Genomic DNA, 24,683 nt, shown 5'->3' with positions numbered 1-24,683 from the left:
AGCATAGGTAATCGAGGAGATGTGTGTGAGGCGACTGCCGGGAGTATTATTAGCGACAGCCGCAATAGTCATTATCATTGTGGCTTTGCTTGTTAGTGGATTACGTTTTCTACTGCCACATATTAATGATTACCGCCCACAATTATCCGCTAAAGTTGAGTCAATTATTGGTGTACCTATTGATGCTGGATATATTGCGGGAAAATGGGAATCTTTTGGGCCTGTTTTTGAATTACGTGATATCAGTGTAAAAACTGCAAATGCAGATGTGAAAGCCAAAAAGATCACGGTTGCATTGGATATCTGGTTATCTTTGCTAAGAATGCGTTGGAGTTTCCGCGATCTTACTTTTTATCAGTTACAAGTAGATTACTATCAACCGCTGTTTAATAATCAAAGCGGTAATATGTTTTCCCAATCGGATCTATTTTCTGATCTGTTTCTAGAGCAGTTTGATCATTTTAATCTGCAAGATAGCCGTTTTACTTTCCTCACTCCCTCCGGTGAACGTGCTGATCTGTTGTTACCACAATTAACCTGGCTGAATAAAGATAATCGCCACCGTGCTCAAGGGAAAATTAGTCTCTCTTCTATCAATAATCAGCACGGAGATATACAAGTTAAATTCGATTTGCATGACACTAATGGCGTACTGGATAACGGTACTATTTATTTGCAGGCAGATAATGTTGATATTCACCCGTGGTTAAGTCATTGGTTGCAGGATAATACTGGGTTGAAGGATGCTGAGTTTAGTTTGTCTAGCTGGATTATGCTTAAAGATGGTCGAATTGATGGCGGCCAGTTACAACTCCGTCAGGGAGAAGCTAATTGGAAAGTTGCTGGCAAACCTCACAACCTTTCGGTCACTGATCTGATGTTACGGATGCGTCGCCAAGATGGTGGTTGGTTGTTTGATGCACCTGAGCTGGCAAATTTGAACACTGATGGTCAACAATGGCCGTCGGGAAAAGTATCAGTGCTCTATCTGCCGGAAACCAAGAGAGCTGATGGTCATGATCATTGGCGTGTCCGGGCAAAAAACATTCAACTTGAACGGCTAAGTAGCATTTTACCGACTTTTTCTTTTTTGACTCCTGATGTTGTGAAGGATTGGCAGCGTCGTCAGCCACAAGGATTGGTAAAGTATCTTGCTCTCGATATTACACCCAAAATGGCAGATGATTCCCGAATCAGTATGCAATGGCAGAATGTCAGTTGGCAGCGCTGGCAGGAACTGCCCTCTATTGATAATTTCTCAGGTTCTCTCAATGGCGGCTTGCGGCAAGGCAAACTGAGTTTTGCTTTGCAGGATAGTGTCGTTGATTATCGAAATATGTTCCTGGCGCCGTTTGAGATATCCCAAAGTCACGGCGAAATACTCTGGCGGCAAGGTGAGCGAGGTTTACAACTTTGGAGTCAAGGGTTGGATTTGCAAGCGAAATCATTGTGGGTTAATGGTGATTTTCGTTATCAACAGCCTAAAGAACAGCCCCCATCGCTGAGTATTCTGGCGGGAGTACGGGTTTATGATGCAGGTGATGCCTGGAGATATTTTCCAGAACCTTTGATGGGGAAACCTCTGACTGACTATCTGACAGCTTCAATTATTAAAGGGCAGATAGAAAACGCGACTTTTGTTTTTCAAGGCAATCCAAAAGATTTCCCATTTGCGAAGAATAATGGGCAGTTTCAAGTTTTTGCTCCATTGCGTCATGCGACGTTCCAGTACCAACCAAATTGGCCGGCATTGCTGGATCTCAATATTGATCTTAATTTCCAGAATAACGGTCTATGGATGCTTGCTCCGCAAACGGCGCTTGGTAAAGTGAAAGCCAGTAATCTTTCAGCCGTAATTCCTAATTATCGTAGCAAGAAATTATTAATCGACGCTGATCTGCTGGGAGATGGCAAAGATATTCATGAATATTTTACCCGCAGCCCGTTAGCAAATTCTGTTGGTGAAACGCTGGATACATTGCAGGTTGGTGGTCAAATCGCGGGTAATTTACATTTGGATATTCCACTCGATGGAGGCAATGTAAATGTTCGCGGTGAGGTGACTTTAAAAAATAATCATTTGTTGATTAAACCTTTAGATAGCGAAATGAAAAATGTGAGTGGCCGATTCCGCTTTGATAATGGCAATTTACAAAGCGGCAAATTATCGGCCCAATGGCTTGGGCAGCCTGTTACGGTTGATTTTTCTACTGAGAGTTTACCCAAAAACTATCGAGTAAATGTTGGTCTGAATGCGCGTTGGGCTATTGCAAAATTATCTGGATTTTCACCGGTGATTGCTAAAGTGTTTTCTGGCTCTGTTGATTGGGAAGGAAAGGTTGGTATCAATTTGCCGTTTCAGGGTAAGCCTCAATATGATGTGAAAATCGACGCTGACTTATCACAAGTGGATAGTCATTTACCTGCTTTGAAAGCGGATGAACGACGCGCTTTTCATATACTGGCTGATGGTGATATGGAGCAGTTGCGAGTAAAAGGCATTTTAGATAAGCAGTATACATTTAATACTCAATGGCGTTTAGCAGGGAAAAGCACTCAATTGTTACGGGGAATTTTACAAAGTAACAGTAGCAACGTTCCTGACTTACCTGAAAAATCCCTATTGGAACTGAATCTTCCGGCAATTGAGGGGGAAGAGTGGTTAGGGCTGATTGCGCCGCTGACTTCAGGTTCTTCATTGGCGGGAATGTCAATGTTGCCACAGCATTTGCGGATATCACTTCCATCACTGGATGTGGGGGGACAACGTTGGAATCAGTTATCGTTGGATGTGGAAAAACAGTCTTGGGGAACGCAGATCACAGCTAATAGTCGGGAAATCAACGGTAAACTTAATATCCGTAATAGCGGCCCTTGGCAAATGAATTTGAGCTATCTTTATTATAGTCCTTTACAAAACAGTCCTCTGCAAGATGAATCGGATTTAGCTAAACAATCTCAGACAGGTACAACTCTACGTTATTCGCTGAATCAGTGGCCTTCATTAGATATCACCTGTTCTGAATGTTGGATTATGGGATTGAAGCTTGGGAAGGTGTCTGGCTCTCTGATTCCAGAAGGTAATTCGCTGGTATTAAGGGATGGAATAGTAGAAAACAGTGTCAGTAAATTAAATTTGGCAGGTCGTTGGCAAGAAGGTGCTGTAGGGAATAATACGCGTATTATGGGGCAATTTTCTGGTGAAAAGTTTGATGAGATGGCATCTTACCTTGGTATAGTCGTACCGATTGTTAATTCGCCATTTACCTTCCGCTTTGATTTTAATTGGTGGGATACACCGTGGAAACCCAATTTTCAGACGTTGAATGGCAATCTTAAAAGCGACTTAGGTAAAGGCGCTATTGAAAAATTGGGTGGGGGAAGTGCTGGTCAGTTACTAAAATTAGTCAGTTTTGATGCTCTGTTACGTAAATTACAGCTCGATTTCAGCGATACCTTTAGCCAGGATTTTGAATTTGATTCAATTCGTGGTGATGTTTCGGTAAAAAATGGGATACTCAAGACAGAAAACTTACGGGTCGATGGGTTGATTGCCGATGTGATAACGAAAGGTGAGATCGATCTTGTTCGCCAGCAGATAAATATAGAAGCCATCGTCACGCCGGAGATTTCTGCTACTGTGGGAGTAGCGACGGCTTTTGTCATCAATCCGATGGCAGGTGCTGCATTATTCGCAGCGACCAAGGTTTTGGGACCGTTATGGAATAAGATATCCGTTATTCGTTACCGAATTACTGGTAATCTTGAACAACCGAAAATTGATGAAGTTCTGCGTCAGCTTAAGGAGAATAGAGGAACATGAGAAACGTCAATGTTGCACTCTTGCAGTTATGTAGCGGTGAGAATATCAAACATAATTTGGCGCAAATTGAACAGCAAATTAAGCAGTTGCCAGATACTATCAAGTTTGTCATGACCCCGGAAAATGCATTGTTGTTTGCTAATGCTGATAGCTATCGTAAGCATGCGGAACAACAAGGGAATGGGCCTTTACAGCAGGCTGTTAGTGAGATTGCACGCCGTTATGGTGTTTGGTTATTAATCGGTTCTATGCCGCTTATCAGTCGTGAAAATTCTGAACGGCTCACCAGTAGTAGCCTGTTGTTTGATGATCAGGGTAAGATTTGCGCCCGTTATGACAAAATCCATATGTTTGATGTCAATATTAATGATGAACATGGATCATATAACGAATCATCTGTTTTCCAACGCGGAGAACATATTACCGTTGTGGATACCCCTGTTGGTCGTCTCGGGATGGCCATATGTTATGATCTGCGCTTCCCTGGGTTATTTCAGGCGCTACGTGAGCAAGGCGCTGAGTTGATATCTGTTCCTGCGGCATTTACTCGTTTGACAGGAAAAGCACATTGGGAGCCACTGTTACGAGCCCGTGCTATTGAAAACCAATGTATTCTGTTAGCGCCGGCTCAGGTTGGTGTACATGGAACCCGTCAGACGTGGGGTCACTCAATGGCAGTAGACGGTTGGGGGAAAGTAATTAAGAAAAACCCCGATGCAGTTAGTGCCTTGCAACTGAATGTCAGGGCAGATAGTTTGAAGGTTATGCGTGAGCAGATGAAAGTGGTGAAACATAACCGCTTCCGGCCGCAGTTGACTTCCTTGATTGAAAAAATACCGCAAATTAAAGAGTAGCAATTATGAGTTTAACTTCTGTCAGTGAACACTTACTGGCTGCAAATAAATTAAGCCATCAAGATCTGTTTTCAGTACTCGGTCAACTGACTGAACGTCAGTTGGATTATGCCGATCTCTATTTTCAGTCCAGTTACCATGAATCTTGGGTGTTGGAAGATCGGATTATTAAGGATGGCTCCTATAATATTGATCAAGGAGTTGGCGTTAGGGCAATCAGTGGTGAAAAAACGGGTTTTGCTTATGCAGACCAGATCACGTTGAATGCGCTGCAACAAAGTGCGCTGGCTGCCCGTAGCATCGTCCATGAAAAAGGAAATGGTAAAGTCCATACCTTTGGCGAAGTGGCCTATTCTCCGCTTTATGCGGCAATTGATCCGCTGCAAAGTTTTTCCCGTGAAGAAAAGATCGCGTTATTGCAGCGTGTGGATCAGGTAGCTCGCGCGGAAGATCCAAGGGTACAGGAAGTCAATGCCAGTCTGACAGGGATCTATGAACGGGTGTTGGTCGCGGCGACCGATGGGACTTTGGCGGCTGATATTCGCCCTCTCATTCGCTTATCTGTCACGGTGCTGGTGGAAGATAATGGCAAACGTGAACATGGCTCCAGCGGTGGTGGTGGTCGTTACGGTTATGAATATTTTCTGGAAGTGGTTAGTGGTCAGATCCGTGCAGAACAATTTGCGCGCGAAGCTGTTCGTATGGCGCTGGTGAATCTTTCCGCTGTTGCTGCGCCTGCGGGTACTATGCCGGTTGTTCTCGGGGCTGGTTGGCCGGGAGTGTTGCTGCATGAAGCTGTTGGTCATGGGTTGGAAGGTGATTTTAACCGCCGTGGTACTTCGGTGTTTTCTGGCCAGATTGGTGAGAAGGTCGCGTCTGAACTCTGTACTGTGGTTGATGATGGCACGATAAAAGGTCGTCGTGGGTCATTGGCAATTGATGATGAAGGCGTTCCTGGACAATACAATGTATTGATTGAAAATGGCATTCTGAAAGGTTACATGCAGGACAAAATGAATGCGCGCCTGATGGGAGTCGCGCCGACTGGCAATGGTCGCCGTGAATCTTATGCTCATCTGCCAATGCCTCGTATGACTAATACATATTTGCTGGCAGGCCATTCCACACCGGAAGAGATCATCGGTAGTGTGAAAAATGGTTTATATGCGCCAAATTTTGGTGGTGGTCAAGTGGATATCACTTCCGGTAAATTCGTGTTCTCGACATCTGAGGCTTATCTGATTGAGAACGGTAAAATTACCAAACCAGTGAAAGGTGCAACTCTTATCGGTTCCGGTATTGAGGCTATGCAGCAGATCTCTATGGTAGGAAACGATCTTGATCTAGATAAAGGTGTCGGAGTTTGTGGCAAAGAGGGCCAGAGCGTACCTGTTGGTGTTGGTCAGCCTACTTTGAAACTGGACAACTTGACCGTTGGAGGAACAGCCTGATTTTTGGCTGTTTATCCGAGATAGATCATTATAAGGATAGTCATGAAGAAGACTTGGCTAGCAGGTGTGTTACTGACTGTTTTGGTTGTGACTTGTGGTACTTTTGCTAAAGGTGTTGATAAGACACTGTTGCAGGCTCCAGAAACAGGTAGGAATACCTCAGCAATACAACGGATTGAAGGGCTAACTGAACAGAATAATGTGGTGGCTTACTTACGACAGAATAATAAATTGCCCGATATTTATATTACTAAGATGCAGGCCCGCGACCTTGGCTGGAATGCAAAACAGGGAAATTTATGTCAGGTTCTGCCGGGTAGGGCGATTGGTGGCGACAAATTTACTAATCGTGAAAAGAAGCTACCAATGAAACCGAAACGTCAGTGGTTTGAAGCAGATGTTAACTACCGTTGTGGGCACAGAGGGAGTGACAGATTGCTTTATTCATCTGATGGTCTGATTTATCTGACGTTGGATCATTACAGAAGTTTTACCTTAATGGAGTAATTCTATGCATAAAGTGGAGTTTGATTTTGACCGTATCCCTGATCTGAAAATGTTCTATCAGCAGTTTTCTGAGCAATTTGAGTTAGGAGACGAGTTTGGTAGTAATCTGGATGCTCTGTGGGATGTTGTGACAGGAGGAATTGATTTACCTGTAGAGGTCAATTTTATCCATTTTACGCAGCAGAAAAGACACGATTTTGCTTCATTAGTACTCTTGTTTGAAGAAGCTGAAGAAGAGCTGGAAGGGGAACTTAGTTTTAATATTTTCCCCTAACAGAATTATAACCTTATGAGTTTTAGGTTGTTAATCGGATTCGGCCATATCTTTAAGATACTGGAAAATCTGACGATAAGATTTAGGTGGCTTATTTGCCGCCTTTTCTTTTTTAGCATTGCGGATCAAGGTACGCAATTGCTGGCGATCAGTTTGTGGGAATAACGTCACAACCTCATCAATAACATCATCATTGCCATCAATCAATTTATCACGTAATTCTTCCAATTTATGGAGCAGAGTGATTTGTTGATTATGACGATTTTTCAGTTTATCCAGCGCGGTGGTAATTGGCTCGACATCCCGGGTACGCAGCAGTTTGCCGATAAATTGTAATTGGCGACGGCGCCCCTCTCTTTTTATCTTCTGTGCAAGTTCAATGGCGGCCAGCAGATCCTCATCTAACGGAACGCGTTCAAGCGCACTTTTGCTGAGCTCAACCAATTCTGTACCCAGCTTTTTCAATGCTTCGGCATCACGTTTAATCTCGCTTTTACTGACCCAAATTATCTCTTCTTCCTCCTCTTCAGCAGGATAATCATTGAGCCAATCTTCAGGCTGCTTTGCCATAGTGGTTTTCCTTTTAAAAAGGCCGGAGCTGTCAGGTTGATTTTTGGTGCATGACCTGTAGCCCGGTGGGTGTTAACATCCTAATATTGTGTATTGTAACTGGGAAAAACGCCTGATTACCACTCGGCATTGATTGTGTGGATAAAACGGCCCTGTTTTCCCGACAGATTTTCCCTTTATTCATCAAATTGCGGGTAATTAATGAAAATCACGGATCAAATTGCGGAACAACGCAAACAACTGGAAAATGCAGTTTCACAGGCACTAGAGCTGGCAAAAGCGGGTTGTGATGCTGCGGAGGTTGCGGTTAATAAAACAACGGGTATTAGTGTCAGTACCCGCTTTGGTGAAATAGAAAATGTAGAATTCAATAGTGATGGTGCCTTAGGGATTACCGTATACCATCAGCAACGTAAAGGAAGTGCATCATCAACAGATTTAAGCCCGGATGCCATTGCCCGTACTGTTCAGGCTGCGATTGATATCGCTCGTTATACCTCTCAGGACCCATGTGCTGGCCCGGCAGATAAAGCGCTACTGGCGTTTGAAGCGCCAGATCTTGATCTGTTCCATCCAACAGAATTGGATGCTGATAACGCGATTGAACTAGCTGCTCGTGCAGAACAAGCTGCATTACAGGCAGATAAGCGTATTACCAATACCGAAGGTGGCAGTTTTAACAGCCATTATGGCATCAGAGTGTTTGGTAACAGCCACGGTATGTTGCAAAGCTATTGCTCGAGTCGTCATTCTATGTCGAGTTGTGTGATTGCTGAACTTGATGGTGATATGGAACGGGATTATGCGTATACCATTAGTCGTCGTTTTGAAGATTTAAAATCGCCAGAATGGGTTGGACAGGAGTGTGCTCGCCGTGCGTTATCTCGTTTGTCGCCACGTAAATTACCAACTATGAAAGCGCCGGTATTGTTTGCTGCGGAAGTTGCAACAGGCCTTTTCGGTCATCTGGTTGGTGCTATCAGTGGTAGCAGTATTTACCGGAAATCCTCTTTCTTACTTGATCATCTGGGCAAACAAATCCTGCCATCATGGCTGACAATTGAAGAGCGGCCACATTTGCTGGCAGGTTTAGCATCTTCTCCATTTGATAGTGAAGGTGTTTCTACCAGTAATCGGGATATTATCAAGGATGGAGTATTACAGACCTGGCTTCTGACAAGTTATTCTGCCCGTAAACTAGGTATGGCAAGTACTGGCCATGCAGGTGGAATTCATAACTGGTGCATTGCAGGGCAAGGTCAGGATTTTGCAGGTTTGCTGCGTCAAATGGGAACAGGGTTAGTGGTCACTGAACTGATGGGGCAGGGAGTCAGTGCAGTAACCGGCGACTATTCCCGTGGCGCCGCTGGTTTTTGGGTAGAAAATGGTGAGATTCAGTATCCTGTTAGTGAGATTACTATTGCGGGCAATCTAAAAGATATGTGGGCCAATATGGTTACTATCGGGAATGATATTGAAACTCGCAGTAATATCCAGTGCGGTTCAGTCTTACTACCGGAAATGAGTATCGCTGGTCAATAAGAGATACTCGTTTCCGATTATTTTAGTCAGCCCGGACAAATGGGCTGGCTAAATTAACGGTGGAGCTCACCGGCAGCTTCTGGTTGGTAAAGTAATTCTAGTACTTTGACGCGGGTTTCTTCGCCGTTTGGCAATTCCCAACTGATTTCGTCACCGATACGAAGGCCCAACAATGCAGCTCCTAAAGGAGCCATAACAGAAAGCTGATCTGAACTGTCTTGCAGTGATGCGGGATAAACTAAAGTACGTACCCGCTCTTCATTGCTTGTCAGGTCAAGAAAACGAACCCGGCTGTTCATGGTTACAACATCTGATGGAATTTCTGCTGGAGGTACAATCTCTGCACGATCCAGCTCCTCATTCAAAGCGTCAGCGATACTAGTATCTGCAAACGCTGGCTGTTCCAACAGGGAATCTAAACGTTCTGCGTCTAATTCGTTGATGATAATTGCTGGTTTAGTCATACCACACTCCAAATGGATTCCAACACAAAATAACACCCCGCACCATGAGGAGGGGGGTGTTATTTAAAATGATTAACCTGATAGTAGGCTGTTCTTACTGGAAAAGAAAGAGATCATGATCACGAACTGTTTTGTGTCGCTAATGAAAACAGTAAAGAACATGATAATCTACAGGTGAGTGAGCGACGTTATTCTTCGTCAAATCCCGAATTAAATAGACTAATAATGGCGGCAAGAGCCTGTTCTTCATCTGGGCCGCTGGCTTCAACTTCAATATAGCTGCCTTTTTCTGAATCCAGCATCAGCATAGCAATTACACTGCTAGCTTCGGCTTCAACATGGCTATCATTGCGTAAAACAACATGAGATTCAAAGAGCTGTACTAGATCATACAGCTTCATTGCTGGCCGGGCGTGCATTCCCAGTCGATTCTTGATTTCAAGCTTCTGCTTGACAGTCATTATTTATTTTCGCTTTTCGAGAGTACGGTGGCGAGACTGTACGTTTTTTCCTCGGGAGCGGAAATAATCGGCTAACTGTTCTGCCACGTAAACAGAACGATGTTTACCACCAGTACAGCCAATAGCAACGGTCAGATAGCTGCGGTTATTGGTTTCAAGCATAGGCAGCCAGAGTTCAAGATAGCTGCGGGTTTGATAGATAAAGTTATGCACTTCCGTATGACGGTCGAGGAAAGCGGCTACAGGACGATCAAGGCCGGTCATTGGCCGTAATTTGGGGTCCCAGTGTGGGTTTGGTAGGAAACGTACGTCAAAAACATAGTCAGCATCAATTGGAATGCCATGCTTGAAGCCGAAAGACTCAAAGACCATTGTCAACTCACGTTCCCGTTTGCCTAGCAGACGCGTTCTTAGCATCTCAGCCAATTCATGGACTGACATTTCGGAAGTGTCGATAATTAGGTCTGCTTTTGAACGAAGGGGTTCCAGCAGATCGCTTTCTTGATCAATCGCGCTTTCCAGAGAAAGGTTTTTGCTTGACAGCGGATGCAGACGGCGGGTGTCGCTATAACGGCGGATCAAGGTGTTACGGTCAGCGTCAAGAAATAGTAATTGCGGTGAGAAACTCGCGGGTAGTTTAGTCAAGGCTTCTTCGAAAACCTCAGGAGATTCCGGCATGTTTCTTACATCAATACTAACCGCGGCGGAAATATCGCGCTCAGCTAACGTATTTGCTAATTCCGGTAGTAATACTACCGGCAAGTTGTCTACACAATAAAAACCCATGTCTTCCAGTGCGCGCAAGGCAACGGATTTACCTGAACCGGAACGGCCACTGACTATCATCAGCACCATGAGGCGACTCCCCTTAATTTCTCAGTGGTTATTATGAGCCACTCTTATCTGTTGCTCTCCATGCACTGCAACAGTTATTTAGTGATAATTGAGTACAATTCTTCATCACTTTGTGCCGTTCTTAAACGGCGGCAGAGGTTTTTATCTGCAAGACGTTTGGCGATCAATGACAATGTGTGTAAGTGTGTCTGGCATTGATCATTTGGAACCAGTAAAGCAAACAGCAAATCAACTGGTTGATTATCAATCGCATCAAAAGCAATGGGCTGTTCCAGATTTAGGAAAACGCCGACTGCTTGATCTGAGCTTTCTGCATCTAACTTACCGTGAGGGATAGCAATACCACTGCCAATTCCAGTAGTACCTACTTTTTCTCTGGTTAATATTGCTTCGAATACGACATTTTCTGGTAACTTAAGCTGCTGAGATGCTAGCTCACTGATAATCTCTAAAGCCCGTTTTTTGCTCGAACAATGTACATTATTGCGGGTACATGCGAGAGAAAGCACAGAACTTAGTAGTAAATCTGCTTGATTATTCATTTTTTCTATTCACTTAGGTGCCTCATTGATACCGGATGCCATAGGTTATCTGTGGCATCCGGTATTTGCGCACTGTTTTACAGCAAAACTTCGCTGTTGTTACTACATTTTTTGTTAAATGACTGTTAATGATGTCTCAGTTTATCTTTATGTTTGGTTAATTGACGCGCTAGTTTATCAACCAGTCCATCAATTGCTGCATACATATCTTCATGTTCTGATGATGCGTGCAACTCACCTCCGTTAATGTGTACAGTAGCTTCGGCGATTTGTTGTACCTTTTCCACTCGGAGGATTACCTGAGTCAGGTTGATCCTATCGAAATATTGATCCAGTTTGCTGCATTTTGCAGTGATAATGTCGCGTAATGCATCAGTAATTTCAATATTGTGGCCGGTTATTTTGAGTTGCATATTGTCTTCCTTATCTGTTCATTTCAAACCAGACGCTTACGTTGGTTTGATGGCGGAATGGATAACGACTCTCGATATTTTGCGACAGTCCGTCGGGCAATCATGATGCCTTGATCGGCTATCATGCTCGTCAGTTTACTGTCACTTAATGGTTTGGCGGGATTCTCCGCTGCTACCAGTTTTTTCACCAAAGCCCGTATTGCAGTTGAAGAGGCTTCGCCTCCACTTTCTGTATTGACATGGCTGGAGAAAAAATACTTCAATTCAAAAATACCACGTGAGCTGTGCAGGAATTTCTGGGTAGTCACCCTGGAAATGGTAGATTCATGCATATCAACCTGGAAAGCAATGTCTGCCAAAACCATAGGTTTCATATGTTCTTCACCATGTTCAAAAAATTCCTGTTGTTGCTCTACAATGCAACGCGCAACTTTCAGCAGAGTATCATTTCGGCTTTCCAGGCTTTTGATAAGCCATTTAGCCTCTTGTAAGTTATTACGGATAAACTGACCGTCACTTTCATTGCGCGTATGTTGCCCAAGCTCTGCATAATGCTGATTAATGTGTAAACGGGGGATACTATCTGTATTTAATTCTACTTGCCAGTGTTCGCTCTCTTTTCGAACCAGTACATCGGGGATGACATATTCTGATTCGCTGGTGTTTATTGCCAGACCGGGCTTCGGTTCAAGTGACTGGATTAAATTTATGACCTCTTTCAGTTCATCTTCTTTCAAACAACTAAGGCGGGTTAAGTTGCGGAAATCCCGATGACCTAATAGCTCCAGATGTTCGCAAACGATCAATTTTGCCTCTTTCAGATAAGGTGTTTCTGGCGGAAACATTGATAGTTGGACCAGTAGACAATCTTTTAAATCACGAGCAGCGACACCGATAGGATCGAAATGTTGTATCTGTTTTAACACCGCTTCCACTTCTGCCAGAGTGAGTTGATCGTGACCAATACTGGCAAGAATATCTTCTAATGGCACAGTGAGATAGCCGGTGTCATCTACGGCGTCAATGATTGATGTCGCAATGGCGGCATCTGTTTCCGTGAAAGGGGTGAGTTCTGCCTGCCACATCAAATAGTCTTGCAGGGTTTGAACAGTTTCACCTTGGTAAAGCGGCAGTTCGTCGTCATTATAGTCACTACGTGTCCCGGAAGGTGTGCCAGCGGTGTAAATTTCATCCCAACTGGCATCCAGGGGTAACTCGTCTGGCATATCCTTTTGTTGCAAGGCATCAAGCGTATCCATAGCTTCCGTTTCGTTATCGGGAAGTTCCTGATTGCCGATTTCCTGATGATCTTCGTCCTGTTCAAGCAAAGGGTTCATTTCTAACGCTTGCTGTATTTCCTGTTGCAGTTCAAGCGTAGAAAGTTGCAACAAACGAATAGCTTGTTGGAGCTGTGGTGTCATAGCCAGTTGCTGACTAAACCTGAGTTGCAAACTTTGCTTCATAGCGTTAAATCAATTCTCCTGGCTAAATTAGAGCCGGAAACCTTCGCCTAAATAAACGCGCTTCACCTGTTCATTATTAAGAATATCATTAGGTGTGCCGTGAGCAATCAGTTGCCCTTGGCTGACAATATAAGCACGTTCGCATACATCCAATGTTTCACGGACATTGTGGTCGGTGATTAGGACCCCTAGTCCATAATCTCTCAAATGCTGAATGATCTTCTTGATATCGATAACTGAGATAGGATCTACGCCGGCAAAAGGTTCATCCAGCAAAATAAATTTAGGATTGGCTGCCAGCGCTCTGGCAATCTCTACGCGGCGGCGCTCACCTCCGGAAAGTGATTGACCAAGATTGTCGCGTAGATGGCTGATATGGAACTCTTCCATCAGCTCTTCGGCACGCTCTTTTCGTTGTTCTTGGGTCAGATCCCGGCGGATCTCCAATACAGCCATCAGGTTGTCGAATACGCTTAGACGGCGGAAAATAGAAGCTTCTTGAGGCAAATAACCAATACCACGGCGTGCCCGTTCGTGAAGCGGCAGTAGGCTGATATCTTCATTATCAATGGTAATTGTCCCGGCATCCCGTGAGACGATACCGACGACCATATAGAAAGTTGTCGTTTTCCCTGCGCCGTTCGGACCAAGCAGGCCGACAATTTCGCCGGAGTTCACGTTTAGGCTGACATTTTCAACGACCTTACGGCCTTTGTAAGCTTTTGCCAGGTTTTCTGCGTTTAGTATTGCCATATATCGTTATTTACTCTTGTTATTAACCCCAGTGCCTTCTTCTTGTAATTGAGAAGGCAGCAGGACAGTTGTCACTCGTTTACCTTTGTCACTAAACGCTTCCATCTGCTGAGTTGGGACTAGGTAGGTGATACGATCGCCTTTTATATTGCTGTCTAACTGTTCCAAATAGGCATTGCCAGTAAGTGTAACCAGCTCTTTATCCATTTCGTAACGCATTTTAGAACCGCGGCCCTTGATTGGTTTGCCATTGTCCTGTAGCTGATAGAAAGTGACCGGATTACCAAATGCTTCAATAATCATTTTTTTAGAATCGCCATCTGGGCGAGTCACAACAACCTTGTTAGCGCGGATATCAATAGAACCCTGTTTAACGATCACATCTTCTGTAAATGTGGCAGTGTTCCCTGTCATGTCAAGGGCCTGTTTAACAGAATCGATAGAAATGGGTTTCTGTGTGTCATCTTTCAGTGCCAGAGCGGGAAGGCTGACCGCAAAGATGGCACTGGCGATAAAGGCATTACGGATTCTGTTTTTCATGTTGGATTTCATAGTAGGTGTTAACCTTTTCAATCAGTTCAGCGGTTTTGTTCCGCAGATTGCCACGCATTTTCATACCGACGGATTTTAGCCCGACACCAATCAGTGTGACCTGATCGTCAGATGAAACATCCTGAGTTACCAAGTTGATAATAGCGTTCTCTGTGGTGATACGTTGTAATTGTGACGTATTAGTCAGACTGTCAACCTGTACGTCTCCGTAAAGATAGAGCATTTTGTCGTTAGTCAGTTTGGCTTTGTTAGCACGAACTGTCCATGTAGCAATGGCATTTGAGTCATAGGTAATTAACACTGGTTTGGTAAACCAGGTAAGTTTTGACTCTGCATAGTTTTGGACGTCATCAGCGACCAGTTTATACGTCAGTTTCCCCGTAGGGTCATAAACAAAAGTTATGGTATCCTGACTTTGATAGGTTGGCTGACTGTTATCTGTAGCAGAAGATGATTTAATCCCATCTGAATCAGACAAGTTCCAGCCAATTAGCGCCAGGATGATTAATACCAGAGTTATCACCAACCAGGATTTGATTCTATCCATTCTCGTTTCACTTCAACCTACTATATTGATAATCCTTTGGCCTCTTCTAGCTTATTCTGAGCAAAAAGCACCAAATCACAAAGTTCCCTTACCGCACCGCGTCCCCCTGCAATTTGGGTGACATAATGCGCTTTTGGTAAGAGTAATGGATGTGCATCTGCCACAGCGACAGATAAACCCACTTGTTCCATGACCGGCCAATCAATCAGATCATCACCGATGTAAGCAACCTGTTCTGGTTTTAATCCCAGTTTATCTAACAATTCTTTGTACGCCAAAACCTTATCACTTTGTCCTTGGTAAAGATGTGTAATCCCCAGTGTGTTTGCTCGATCTTCCAGCAATTTCGCTTTACGGCCAGTAATAATAGCGACTTCGATTCCTGAAGTAATTAAGCAGCGAATTCCATAGCCATCTCGGACATTAAATGTTTTTAGCTCTTCACCGTTATTGCCCATATATATCAAGCCATCGGATAGAACGCCGTCAACGTCGCAAATCAACAAGCGGATTTTACGGGCTTTTTCAATAACATCTTTACTAACTGGACCATAACAGGTGTCCAGATAAACTAATTGGTTCATTAAGGCGTTTTCTCCGGTTAAACCACACCCGCTTGTAGCAGGTCATGCATATGTAATACACCAAGTAATTTATTTTCCTCTGCGACCAGTAGCGAGGTGATATGGTGTGACTGCATTAAGTTCAACGCATCAACGGCAAGGGCATTCGGTTTGATACGGATACCACCTGTTGTCATAACATCTGAAATTTTGACATTGTACAAATCGACGCCCATATCAAACACTCGCCGTAAGTCACCATCAGTAAAAATACCATCAATATACATATTTTCATCGCAAATGACGGTCATACCCAATTTTTGCCGGGTGATTTCGAGTAGTGCTTCGCGTAAGGATGCATCACGATTAACCTTTGGAATATCATTGCCTGTATTCATCAAATCACTCACTAGCAGCAAAAGTTTGCGTCCAAGAGTGCCGCCTGGATGTGATAGGGCGAAATCTTCAGCGGTAAAGCCACGCGCCTGGAGCAATGCAACTGCTAAAGCATCGCCCATAACCAGTGTTGCCGTGGTACTGGTTGTAGGAGCCAAACCTAGCGGACAGGCTTCCTGTGGCACTTTGATACACAGGTGGATATCTGCGGCTTTCCCCATATTACTGTGGTAATTGTTAGTCATGCAGATAAGCGGAATTTTTTGGCGTTTTAATGCCGGGATCAGTGACAAAATTTCGCTGGACTCACCAGAATTTGAGATGGCTAAAACAATATCTTTAGGCGTAATCATGCCGAGGTCGCCGTGGCTGGCTTCTCCCGGATGAACGAAAAAGGATGGTGTACCGGTGCTGGCGAAAGTTGCAGCAATTTTACACCCAATATGGCCGGATTTACCCATCCCCATGACAATCACTTTACCTTCGCAGTTGAATATCAATTCACATATACGGTCAAAATCTTCGTTTATATGTTGTTCAAGTTCTGTCAATCCATCACGTTCTATGCGTAATACTTTTTTACCCGCTTGCTGAAAATCAATCTTAGGCATTTCTTTTTCCTACTTATTTGTGTTTATTCAATGCTGTAATTAGAAATAAACAGTACGATAAAATAAGCGATAAAGCAGCTTAATAACAGGACACCTTTAAATCGGTTTAATCGGTGTTTACGACCCAAACAAAATGCAGTAAATATTATGCTGGCTACCATCATTACCCAAAAGTCACGATGGAAAGATTCAGGCGAAATGGCTGCTGGCGAGAGTAATGCGGGAAGGCCCAAAACAGTTGATATATTGAATATATTCGAACCTATAATATTCCCGAATGCAATGTTGTCTTCGCCTTTGAACGCTGCGGCAATAGAAGTTGCTAATTCTGGCAGGCTGGTACCGACCGCAAGTACCGTAAGCCCAATAACTAATTCACTGATGCCATAAATACGGGCAATAACCGTTGCATTATCAATAACCATGCGGGTTGCCATAGGTAAAATAAGTAACCCTAATAGAATCCAAAGTAGGGCAATGTGTTTATTGCCTTCTACCGGTAATTCGGAAGCCTGTTCTTGCGTGTAAATATCCGTTTCGGCACGGTGTGGTAGAGCAACCATTTTTATCATCAATAAAATATACACTATGGCGGAAGTGAGTAATACCAACCCATCCATCCGGCTGAGATAGTAATCACTCATCAAATAACCACAGAAGGCGGTGAGCAGTAGCATCAACAGCAGCTCCTGCCGCAGAATATCTGATTTTACTTCCATTGGACGAATAAATGCGGCAGCACCGGTTATCAGTAGCAGATTAGTAATGTTGGAACCAATAACATTACCCACTGCCATATCAGGTTGACTATCTAGCATTGCCGTAACTGAAATCATTAATTCGGGCAGGGAAGTTCCAATGCCGACAATGGTAATACCAATAATAAATGGAGGCAGCCCCAGAGTACGGGCAAAAATTGCAGCGCCGTATACTAATCTATCGGAACCATATACCAGTAAAATCAATCCGGTAATTAAAAGTAAAAAGGTCAGAAGCATGAAGCGTCCTTTGTAAGGTATATTCCGAATTAATGTTAACGCTGGTTGATTTTCTAAACAAAAACTGCCTGCCCAGTTAGATGGGGTATATTCTGACGGCGACGGATAGAAAAGTAAAATTTGTCATCACATTAATGGCGAAAATTCCCCAGTTTTTTTGTAGTATATGTGATTAATATGTGAACCAAATATTAAAGCCAATTTATTAACCGTTAAGGGCTATCAATAATGAACCAACAGACAGCAAATCTCATCGAGATCCGTGGTATGTATTTTACCCGTGGTAACCGTTCGATTTTTGCTGATATTAATCTAGTTGTGCCTAGAGGGAAAGTCACTGCAATTATGGGGCCTTCTGGGATAGGGAAAACGACACTATTACGATTGATTGGCGGTCAGTTACGTCCTGAACGCGGAGAAATCTGGTTTGATGGCGACAATATTCCTGCTTTATCCCGCTCTCGCTTGTATGCTGCTCGCAAGAAGATGAGTATGCTGTTTCAATCTGGGGCGTTATTCACTGATCTCAGTGTCTTTGAGAACGTCGCTTTTCCGCTGCGTGAACATACAAACCTGCCTGAGGAAATTATACAGACGACTGTAATGATGAAATTAGAGGCTGTAGGGTTGCGTGGCGCTGCCAATTTGATGCCTTCCGAACTTTCCGGCGGTATGGCAAGGCGTGCAGCTCTGGCTCGTGCTATTGCGCTTGATCCTGATCTGATTATGTTTGATGAACCTTTTGTCGGCCAGGACCCGATTACGATGGGGGTTTTGGTGAAGTTGATTGATGAACTGAATAAGGCGCTTGGTGTGACTTGTGTGGTGGTTTCCCACGATGTACCGGAAGTTCTGAGCATTGCGGATTACGCTTATATTATCGCTGAACAACAGGTTATTGCTGAGGGTACTGCTCAGCAGTTGCACTCTAATTCTGATAGGCGAGTACGGCAATTTCTTGATGGTATTGCTGACGGGCCGGTACCTTTCCGTTTCCCGGCCGGAGATTATAAAACTGAGTTATTAGGATAATGGGATGTTAATGTTAACACAGGCGCTGGCGGCACTTGGCCGACGGGCTATTGAGGTATTTGCCTCTTTTGGCCGTGCAGGTTTTATGCTTTTCCGCGCGATAATTGGCAGGCCAGAACCTGCCAGACAGTGGCCGTTACTCCGACAGCAACTTTACAGCGTGGGTGTTCGGTCATTGTTGATTATTATGGTTTCAGGGCTGTTTATTGGCATGGTGCTTGGCCTACAGGGGTATCTGGTACTGACAACATACAGTGCGGAAGCCAGTCTTGGTATGATGGTGGCGATATCTCTGTTGCGTGAGTTGGGGCCGGTGGTCACGGCGCTGTTGTTTGCTGGTCGCGCTGGATCAGCCTTGACCGCAGAAATCGGTTTGATGAAAGCTACGGAACAAATTTCCAGCCTGGAGATGATGGCGGTAGATCCATTACGTCGTGTGATAGCTCCCCGTTTCTGGGCAGGGTTTATCAGTATGCCGCTATTATCTTTGATTTTTGTGGCGGTAGGTATTTGGGGAGGTGCGATGGTGGGTGTTGATTGGAAGGGGATTGACAGTGGCTTCTTCTGGTCTTCAATGCAGTCTGCTATCGAATGGCAGAAAGATTTGCTGAATTGTTTTATTAAAAGTGTCGTTTTCGCCATTACTGTGACCTGGATTGCCTTATTCAATGGTTATGATGCGATCCCGACTTCTGAAGGGATCAGCCGAGCGACGACCAGAACGGTGGTTCATGCGTCGTTAGCAGTTTTAGGTTTGGATTTTGTGCTGACAGCACTTATGTTCGGGAACTAAGTCAATGCAAAGCAAGAAAAGTGAAATTTGGGTTGGGTTTTTTATCTTGATTGCACTGGCTGCAATCGTCTTTTTATGCCTAAAAGTGGCAGACATTAAATCGGTAGGCAACCAGCCAACTTACCGTTTGTATGCAACTTTTGACAATATTGGCGGTCTGAAAGTACGTTCGCCGGTAAAAATTGGGGGGGTGGTGATTGGCCGAATTGCAAGTATCTCTCTTGATGAAAAAACTTATACACCGCAAGTGGCACTGGATATTATGAAGCAGTATGACCATATCCCTGATACCAGTTCTCTTTCCATCCGTACTTCTGGCTTGTTAGGTGAACAATATATTGCCCTGAATATAGGGTTTGAAGATCCCGATATGGACACCCGTATTCTGAAAGAGGGTGACCGCGTACAGGATACCAAATCAGCAATGGTGCTTGAGGATCTTATCGGCCAGTTCTTGTATAAGAGTGGCGATAATGCTCAAAGTGGGGCAGAACATAAGCCGACACCTTAGCCAGCAATTGAATATCATTAAGAGGAATCCATTATGTTGAAGAGATTATTAATGGTGGCGCTGTTAGTTGTTGCGCCATTAGCGAGCGCGGTTGATCAGACGAATCCTTATAAGTTGATGCAGGATGCGGCGGAAAAGACTTTTACTCGTTTGAAAAACAGCCAATCACAAATTCGTCAAAATCCAGATTATCTGCGTCAAGTGGTGAAAGAAGAACTACTGCCTTATGTCCATATTAAATATGCTGGCGCATTGGTTCTGGGGAAATACTATAAAGATACGACGCCAGAGCAGCGCAAGGTTTATTTTGCTGCATTTGAATCTTATCTTGAGCAGGCTTATGGGCAGGCTTTAGCAATGTATCACAATCAAACTTACCAGATTGACCCTGAAAGGCCGTTGGGGGACAGTGATGTTGTTGCTATTCGTGTCACCATTATCGATCCGAATGGCCGTCCTCCTATCCGTCTTGATTTCCAGTGGCGCAAAAACAGCAAAACTGGCTACTGGCAGGCATACGATATGATTGCTGAAGGCGTCAGTATGATTACGACTAAACAGGGTGAATGGGCTTCTATCTTGCGTCAGCAAGGTGTTGCTGGCCTAACTAAGCAGCTTGAAATCAGTGCCCGTCAGCCAATCACACTGGAAGAGAAAAAATAAGATGGGTGAGAGTCTGATCTGGGAAAAAACAGGGCAAACATTGATTCTCAAGGGCACTTTGGATCGTGATAGTTTGCTTCCTCTCTGGCAGCAAAAAGAGAAATTATTGGCTGATATCAACAGCATCAATGTGTCACAACTTGAATATGTGGATTCTACCGGGTTAGCTCTTTTAGTCCGTTTCAAACATCATATGCAAAAGAGAGGGGATAAATTGCGTTTTTCTGGCATCAATGAACGACTTAATACCCTGATTACACTCTATGATCTGCAAACAATGATCATTGATAGCTAACCGATAATCTCATTAATTATCTGTACATACCCTATGGATTTCAAGCTGCATCGCGACGGCAAGGGAACGAATCCCCGGGAGCATAGATAACTATGTGACTGGGGTGAGTAAGCGCAGCCAACAAAGAGGCAACTTGAAAGATAACGGGTATAATCAGCGCCCTTGTAAGCAGAAATATTACAAGGGCGTTTTCATAGTTTAAGAATAAGCAGGATTCTATTAGGATAGATGGCTGTCTATTATTTCTATACCCTATGGATTTCAAGATGCATCGCGGCGGCAAGGGAGTGAATCCCTGGGAGCATAGAGAACTATGTGACCGGGGTGAGCGAGTGCAGCCAACAAAGAGGCAACTTGAAAGATAACGGGTATAACTACAGAACATTGAGCAATTATGGATACTAATGAGATTAAGCAAGTGCTGATGGATAAATTAGCACTGGATGAAGTCATCGTTAACGGAGATGGCAGCCATTTCCAGGTTATTGTGGTTGGTGAAATGTTTGCCGGTATGAGCCGGGTAAAACAGCAGCAAGCCGTTTATGCGCCTTTGATGGAATACATTGCTGATAATCGTATTCATGCCCTGTCAATCAAAGCTTACACACCGGATGACTGGAAACGAGATCGCAAGCTCAACGGTTTTTAATGTTGTTTGCCTCGCCGCGAACAGCAAATTATATAAAGAGAGTCGTCACAGATGGATAAATTTCGTGTGAAAGGGCCCACTCGTCTGTCGGGTGAGGTTACTATTTCCGGGGCAAAAAATGCTGCACTGCCAATCCTGTTCGCCGCGTTGTTGGCTGAAGAGCCTGTTGAGTTGCAAAATGTTCCAGAATTGAAAGATATTGATACCACTATCAAATTATTGAATCGCCTTGGGACCAAAGTTGAACGTAATGGTTCTGTATTTGTGGATGCCCGCGATGTGAATCAATATTGTGCTCCTTACGAGCTAGTGAAAACCATGCGTGCATCTATTTGGGCGTTAGGTCCTTTGGTTGCGCGTTTTGGTCAGGGACAAGTCTCTTTGCCGGGTGGTTGTGCGATTGGCGCACGCCCGGTTGATCTGCATATCAGTGGTTTGGAACAACTCGGTGCTGAAATTGTGCTGGAAGAGGGCTACGTTAAGGCTTCCGTTAATGGGCGTCTGAAAGGGGCGTGCATAGTGATGGATAAAGTCAGCGTTGGGGCGACAGTCACAATTATGACCGCGGCAACGTTGGCTGAAGGGACAACCGTTATTGAGAACGCAGCACGTGAACCTGAAATCGAAGATACAGCTAATTTTCTCAATACCTTGGGCGCAAAAATCACAGGGGCGGGCACTGACCATATCATCATAGAAGGTGTAGAACGCCTTGGTGGTGGTGTATATCGTGTACTACCTGATCGGATTGAAACGGGGACATTTCTTGTTGCGGCGGCGATATCCGGTGGCAAGGTAGTTTGCCGTCATGCTCAGCCTAATACGCTGGATGCAGTATTGGCTAAATTGCGTGAGGCGGGGGCTGATATTGAAATTGGTAAAGACTGGATAAGCCTCGATATGCACGGTAAACGCCCTAAAGCTGTGACATTACGTACTGCTCCGCACCCCGGTTTCCCGACCGATATGCAGGCACAGTTCAGCTTACTGAATTTGGTTGCTGAAGGTGCTGGTATGATCACCGAAACTATTTTCGAAAACCGTTTCATGCATATCCCTGAATTAATTCGGATGGGGGCTCATGCGGAAATTGAAAGTAATACCGTGCTTTGTCATGGCGTTAAGAAATTATCCAGTGCTCAGGTCATGGCGACGGATTTACGCGCATCGGCAAGTTTGGTTCTGGCGGGTTGTATTGCCGAAGGAGTAACGGTTGTTGACCGTATTTATCATATTGACCGGGGTTATGAACATATCGAAGATAAGTTGCGTGGACTTGGCGCAAACATTGAACGAGTGAAATCAACGGGAAAGTAATTTTGTTTTCTTAGTAAGGCTTCGGTGAAGATAAGAAAGCCGGAAGATCACGCGGATCTTCCGGTGTTTTTAGATGTAAAAAAGATTTTCTCGAACAAAAGAAGTGACTTCGTCTTTACTTAATTCAAATACAGGATCTGCATCCATTCCTTTCAAATAATCAACAACATATCTTAGCCTCTCATCGTCAATGTCATGATCAAGGTAAAATTCATATGCATATCTAGCAATGTTAGAGGTATCGTAATTTTCTTGAAGTTTTTCATTCAGGCCGCTTATAAAAAGATAGATTAGATCGCTCATGACAATCCTCCACATTTTTTGATAGCTTTTCCTGAGGTTGTTGCTATACCTGAATCTATATCCGCTTTGGTAGGTGGATAATGAGGTAAATCCAATACCTGGCCATCTTTCATCTTAGGATGTACACGATTAACCTTGCTGGAATGGTCGTAAGTTTCTTCCCAAGACCTCACACTTCCTGTTGATGGATTCCATTCTGTGACATGAGAACGTCCACGCGTTGGCCCTTCAGTTCTAGCTAACGCTTCCTTATCATAATAACGAATTCGCCCATCAGGTAATTCGCGGTTATTCACGGCGGAACCTTGGGCTTTTTGTAAGGCTCTAAGTTTCCGATTTAATAATTGCGAAGGTGAACTCGCCAACCCGAAAGGGTCAATCCAGTTTGCCGGGTTATGCACGTAACTGTAAGGATTCGGACCCCCATTTAGCCCGAGCGGGTCTTCGGCACTATCCCGACACCATCATACAGGTTAGCGGACTTTTCCCCCTGATTTAACAGCCTTTTTCTCCGCCGTTTTTTCCCACCCTGTTAAAGAGCATGCCAACTCGCCCCGACGGGCATTTTGCCGATTTTAGCTCACTTTTTCCCCGATGTCAGCGCCGGGTTTCAGCCCCTTTTCCTGCCGGAACCGGGGTTTTATCGGGAACTCGCGACGGCGGGGCAGCTTGTCTGCGCCGCTGACGCGGGTTGGCCGGGTGCGGGCCGGCGAGGCCCGCAGGTGAAGCCGTTAAGCGGGGAGCCCCTGCCTGCGGGGGCAGACGGGGCGGAGATGGCGAGGACGGGAACGAGCGAGGAGCCTGCGACTGCGAGCCGGACGCAGCCAGTGCAGCGGGGTTGGGCGGGGGCCATAAACTGCGCCAGCCTGCTGGCCTGCCTTCAGGGTTGTTGACCTTGACGGGCTGACCGGCCACGGTTTCAGGCAGATCTGGGCACCGGAGCCGCCACGGATGGCGGCGACTGCGGCGGTGGGTTTTAGTGCAGTAGCTGACAGCGGAAGGCGTCCGCCTTGCGCGCCACAGGGGCTAAGAAGCCCAACCCGGCGGCCAGCCGCGCACCGGGGGTCAGGTAACCGCGCAGCGCCCTTGGGTGGGCGGCGCCGACATAATGTGCCGTTGCGCGTTGGCGGGCTGTTCAAGCCCGCTTTCGCGTAATGCCACATTATGTTGAATGGCGGCTGACCGGCAACGATTGTCACCGAGAACGCCGATGTTCAGCGCCGGGCGGCCGGCATTTACTGCCGGGCACGCCGAAGGTAGGGAGGCAGTCTGTGCGCAGGGACGCGCACAGTCTGCCTTTCACTGCACCCCACGCGCTCACAGGGAACCGGCTAACATTAAGATTGTCCGGCAACACAGCGCGTTCAATCCAGCTTCAGGCTGTCCGGCTGGTCGCTATCGGCCTGTTTGTCGTCTGACGGTGTTTGCCGTTCTGCCGGGTGCGTCCGCTCATGCACTTTCTTTAAGTGACCGATGGCCAC

30 protein-coding genes are annotated in these 24,683 nt (G+C 45.0%); 15 read left to right on the top strand and 15 right to left on the bottom strand.

Annotated features, from left to right (window positions below; genetic code table 11):
• Positions 1-25 precede the first annotated feature (25 nt).
• Genes yhdP through OO184_RS16470 form a run of 5 tightly spaced genes read left to right on the top strand, consistent with a single transcriptional unit; the run spans position 26 to position 6,909 of the window.
• On the top strand, positions 26-3,823 hold the full coding sequence (gene yhdP / locus OO184_RS16490; protein ID WP_265380107.1) for an AsmA2 domain-containing protein YhdP: 3,798 nt from the start codon (positions 26-28) through the stop codon (positions 3,821-3,823).
• Positions 3,820-4,677, top strand: a complete 858-nt coding sequence (nit1, locus tag OO184_RS16485) for a deaminated glutathione amidase (RefSeq protein WP_265380106.1) — start codon at positions 3,820-3,822, stop codon at positions 4,675-4,677. The genes yhdP and nit1 overlap by 4 nt, the downstream gene beginning before the upstream one ends.
• Positions 4,678-4,682: 5 nt before the next feature.
• A complete protein-coding gene (gene tldD, locus OO184_RS16480) occupies positions 4,683-6,128 on the top strand; it encodes a metalloprotease TldD (protein WP_265380105.1) in 1,446 nt (481 codons plus the stop codon).
• Positions 6,129-6,170: 42 nt separating this feature from the next.
• Complete coding sequence (locus tag OO184_RS16475) at positions 6,171-6,635, top strand: ribonuclease domain-containing protein (protein WP_265380104.1); 465 nt, start codon at positions 6,171-6,173, stop codon at positions 6,633-6,635.
• A gap of 4 nt (positions 6,636-6,639) precedes the next feature.
• Complete coding sequence (locus tag OO184_RS16470) at positions 6,640-6,909, top strand: barstar family protein (RefSeq protein WP_049582716.1); 270 nt, start codon at positions 6,640-6,642, stop codon at positions 6,907-6,909.
• Between the two features lie 30 nt (positions 6,910-6,939).
• Here OO184_RS16470 and yjgA read toward each other — a convergent pair whose 3' ends face one another.
• Positions 6,940-7,479 (bottom strand): ribosome biogenesis factor YjgA, encoded by a 540-nt coding sequence (gene yjgA / locus OO184_RS16465; RefSeq protein ID WP_132343646.1) that lies wholly within the window; start codon positions 7,477-7,479, stop codon positions 6,940-6,942.
• A gap of 201 nt (positions 7,480-7,680) precedes the next feature.
• Here yjgA and pmbA point away from each other — a divergent pair, with 201 nt between their 5' ends.
• A complete protein-coding gene (pmbA, locus tag OO184_RS16460; RefSeq protein ID WP_088373739.1) occupies positions 7,681-9,021 on the top strand; it encodes a metalloprotease PmbA in 1,341 nt (446 codons plus the stop codon).
• A gap of 53 nt (positions 9,022-9,074) precedes the next feature.
• On the opposite strand, the gene rnk is transcribed toward pmbA, so the two are convergent.
• The 12 genes from rnk to OO184_RS16400 form a co-directional block, all read right to left on the bottom strand.
• Positions 9,075-9,485, bottom strand: a complete 411-nt coding sequence (gene rnk, locus OO184_RS16455) for a nucleoside diphosphate kinase regulator (protein WP_049582713.1) — start codon at positions 9,483-9,485, stop codon at positions 9,075-9,077.
• A gap of 188 nt (positions 9,486-9,673) precedes the next feature.
• Positions 9,674-9,946: a PTS phosphocarrier protein NPr gene (gene npr / locus OO184_RS16450; protein ID WP_088373738.1), complete on the bottom strand. Its 273-nt coding sequence runs from the start codon at positions 9,944-9,946 to the stop codon at positions 9,674-9,676.
• A 3-nt stretch (positions 9,947-9,949) separates the two neighbouring features.
• On the bottom strand, positions 9,950-10,801 hold the full coding sequence (gene rapZ / locus OO184_RS16445; protein ID WP_265380103.1) for an RNase adapter RapZ: 852 nt from the start codon (positions 10,799-10,801) through the stop codon (positions 9,950-9,952).
• 74 nt (positions 10,802-10,875) lie between these two features.
• Positions 10,876-11,343 carry a PTS IIA-like nitrogen regulatory protein PtsN gene (gene ptsN / locus OO184_RS16440; RefSeq protein ID WP_265380102.1) on the bottom strand — a complete coding sequence of 156 codons (468 nt, stop codon included), beginning with the start codon at positions 11,341-11,343 and terminating at the stop codon, positions 10,876-10,878.
• Between the two features lie 125 nt (positions 11,344-11,468).
• Entirely contained in the window at positions 11,469-11,756 is a 288-nt protein-coding gene (hpf, locus tag OO184_RS16435) for a ribosome hibernation promoting factor (protein ID WP_036775988.1), read from the bottom strand.
• 23 nt (positions 11,757-11,779) lie between these two features.
• A complete protein-coding gene (gene rpoN, locus OO184_RS16430) occupies positions 11,780-13,219 on the bottom strand; it encodes an RNA polymerase factor sigma-54 (protein WP_265380101.1) in 1,440 nt (479 codons plus the stop codon).
• A gap of 27 nt (positions 13,220-13,246) precedes the next feature.
• On the bottom strand, positions 13,247-13,972 hold the full coding sequence (lptB, locus tag OO184_RS16425; RefSeq protein ID WP_265380100.1) for an LPS export ABC transporter ATP-binding protein: 726 nt from the start codon (positions 13,970-13,972) through the stop codon (positions 13,247-13,249).
• Positions 13,973-13,978: 6 nt separating this feature from the next.
• Positions 13,979-14,512 (bottom strand): lipopolysaccharide ABC transporter substrate-binding protein LptA, encoded by a 534-nt coding sequence (gene lptA, locus OO184_RS16420; RefSeq protein ID WP_088373734.1) that lies wholly within the window; start codon positions 14,510-14,512, stop codon positions 13,979-13,981.
• Positions 14,493-15,071: an LPS export ABC transporter periplasmic protein LptC gene (gene lptC / locus OO184_RS16415; RefSeq protein ID WP_049582706.1), complete on the bottom strand. Its 579-nt coding sequence runs from the start codon at positions 15,069-15,071 to the stop codon at positions 14,493-14,495. The genes lptA and lptC overlap by 20 nt, the downstream gene beginning before the upstream one ends.
• 20 nt (positions 15,072-15,091) lie before the next feature.
• Entirely contained in the window at positions 15,092-15,655 is a 564-nt protein-coding gene (gene kdsC, locus OO184_RS16410; RefSeq protein ID WP_265380099.1) for a 3-deoxy-manno-octulosonate-8-phosphatase KdsC, read from the bottom strand.
• 17 nt (positions 15,656-15,672) lie between these two features.
• Positions 15,673-16,641 (bottom strand): arabinose-5-phosphate isomerase KdsD, encoded by a 969-nt coding sequence (kdsD, locus tag OO184_RS16405; RefSeq protein ID WP_265380098.1) that lies wholly within the window; start codon positions 16,639-16,641, stop codon positions 15,673-15,675.
• A 23-nt stretch (positions 16,642-16,664) separates the two neighbouring features.
• Complete coding sequence (locus tag OO184_RS16400; protein ID WP_265380097.1) at positions 16,665-17,639, bottom strand: calcium/sodium antiporter; 975 nt, start codon at positions 17,637-17,639, stop codon at positions 16,665-16,667.
• Between the two features lie 228 nt (positions 17,640-17,867).
• Here OO184_RS16400 and mlaF point away from each other — a divergent pair, with 228 nt between their 5' ends.
• From mlaF to murA, 7 genes are all read left to right on the top strand, one after another.
• Positions 17,868-18,671 (top strand): phospholipid ABC transporter ATP-binding protein MlaF, encoded by an 804-nt coding sequence (gene mlaF, locus OO184_RS16395; RefSeq protein ID WP_049582702.1) that lies wholly within the window; start codon positions 17,868-17,870, stop codon positions 18,669-18,671.
• Positions 18,672-18,681: 10 nt separating this feature from the next.
• A complete protein-coding gene (gene mlaE, locus OO184_RS16390; RefSeq protein ID WP_049582836.1) occupies positions 18,682-19,464 on the top strand; it encodes a lipid asymmetry maintenance ABC transporter permease subunit MlaE in 783 nt (260 codons plus the stop codon).
• A 4-nt stretch (positions 19,465-19,468) separates the two neighbouring features.
• Positions 19,469-19,975 (top strand): outer membrane lipid asymmetry maintenance protein MlaD, encoded by a 507-nt coding sequence (mlaD, locus tag OO184_RS16385; protein ID WP_265380096.1) that lies wholly within the window; start codon positions 19,469-19,471, stop codon positions 19,973-19,975.
• 33 nt (positions 19,976-20,008) lie between these two features.
• Positions 20,009-20,638: a phospholipid-binding protein MlaC gene (gene mlaC / locus OO184_RS16380; RefSeq protein ID WP_265380095.1), complete on the top strand. Its 630-nt coding sequence runs from the start codon at positions 20,009-20,011 to the stop codon at positions 20,636-20,638.
• A gap of 1 nt (position 20,639) precedes the next feature.
• Entirely contained in the window at positions 20,640-20,933 is a 294-nt protein-coding gene (gene mlaB, locus OO184_RS16375; RefSeq protein WP_265380094.1) for a lipid asymmetry maintenance protein MlaB, read from the top strand.
• Between the two features lie 394 nt (positions 20,934-21,327).
• Complete coding sequence (gene ibaG, locus OO184_RS16370) at positions 21,328-21,582, top strand: BolA family iron metabolism protein IbaG (RefSeq protein WP_011148158.1); 255 nt, start codon at positions 21,328-21,330, stop codon at positions 21,580-21,582.
• A 51-nt stretch (positions 21,583-21,633) separates the two neighbouring features.
• The gene (gene murA, locus OO184_RS16365) at positions 21,634-22,899 is read left to right on the top strand and encodes a UDP-N-acetylglucosamine 1-carboxyvinyltransferase (protein ID WP_049582698.1); all 1,266 of its coding nucleotides are present in this window, start codon (positions 21,634-21,636) and stop codon (positions 22,897-22,899) included.
• A 69-nt stretch (positions 22,900-22,968) separates the two neighbouring features.
• Here the strand turns inward: murA and OO184_RS16360 are convergent, their stop codons facing one another.
• A complete protein-coding gene (locus OO184_RS16360) occupies positions 22,969-23,202 on the bottom strand; it encodes a hypothetical protein (protein WP_139656339.1) in 234 nt (77 codons plus the stop codon).
• Positions 23,199-23,603: a hypothetical protein gene (locus OO184_RS16355; protein ID WP_265380093.1), complete on the bottom strand. Its 405-nt coding sequence runs from the start codon at positions 23,601-23,603 to the stop codon at positions 23,199-23,201. Before OO184_RS16355 ends, OO184_RS16360 begins: the two co-directional genes overlap by 4 nt.
• A 140-nt stretch (positions 23,604-23,743) precedes the next feature.
• Here OO184_RS16355 and OO184_RS16350 point away from each other — a divergent pair, with 140 nt between their 5' ends.
• Positions 23,744-23,887: a hypothetical protein gene (locus OO184_RS16350; RefSeq protein ID WP_265380092.1), complete on the top strand. Its 144-nt coding sequence runs from the start codon at positions 23,744-23,746 to the stop codon at positions 23,885-23,887.
• Positions 23,888-24,373: 486 nt separating this feature from the next.
• On the top strand, positions 24,374-24,683 hold a 310-nt coding region (locus OO184_RS16345), incomplete at its 3' end, for a hypothetical protein (protein WP_265380091.1).

It is taken from the genome of Photorhabdus aballayi, from assembly GCF_026153155.1.
Taxonomy (GTDB): Bacteria; Pseudomonadota; Gammaproteobacteria; order Enterobacterales; family Enterobacteriaceae; genus Photorhabdus; species Photorhabdus luminescens.
The sequence above is the reverse complement of the archived record's forward strand: the minus strand, read 5'-3'. Positions and strand labels throughout refer to the sequence as shown.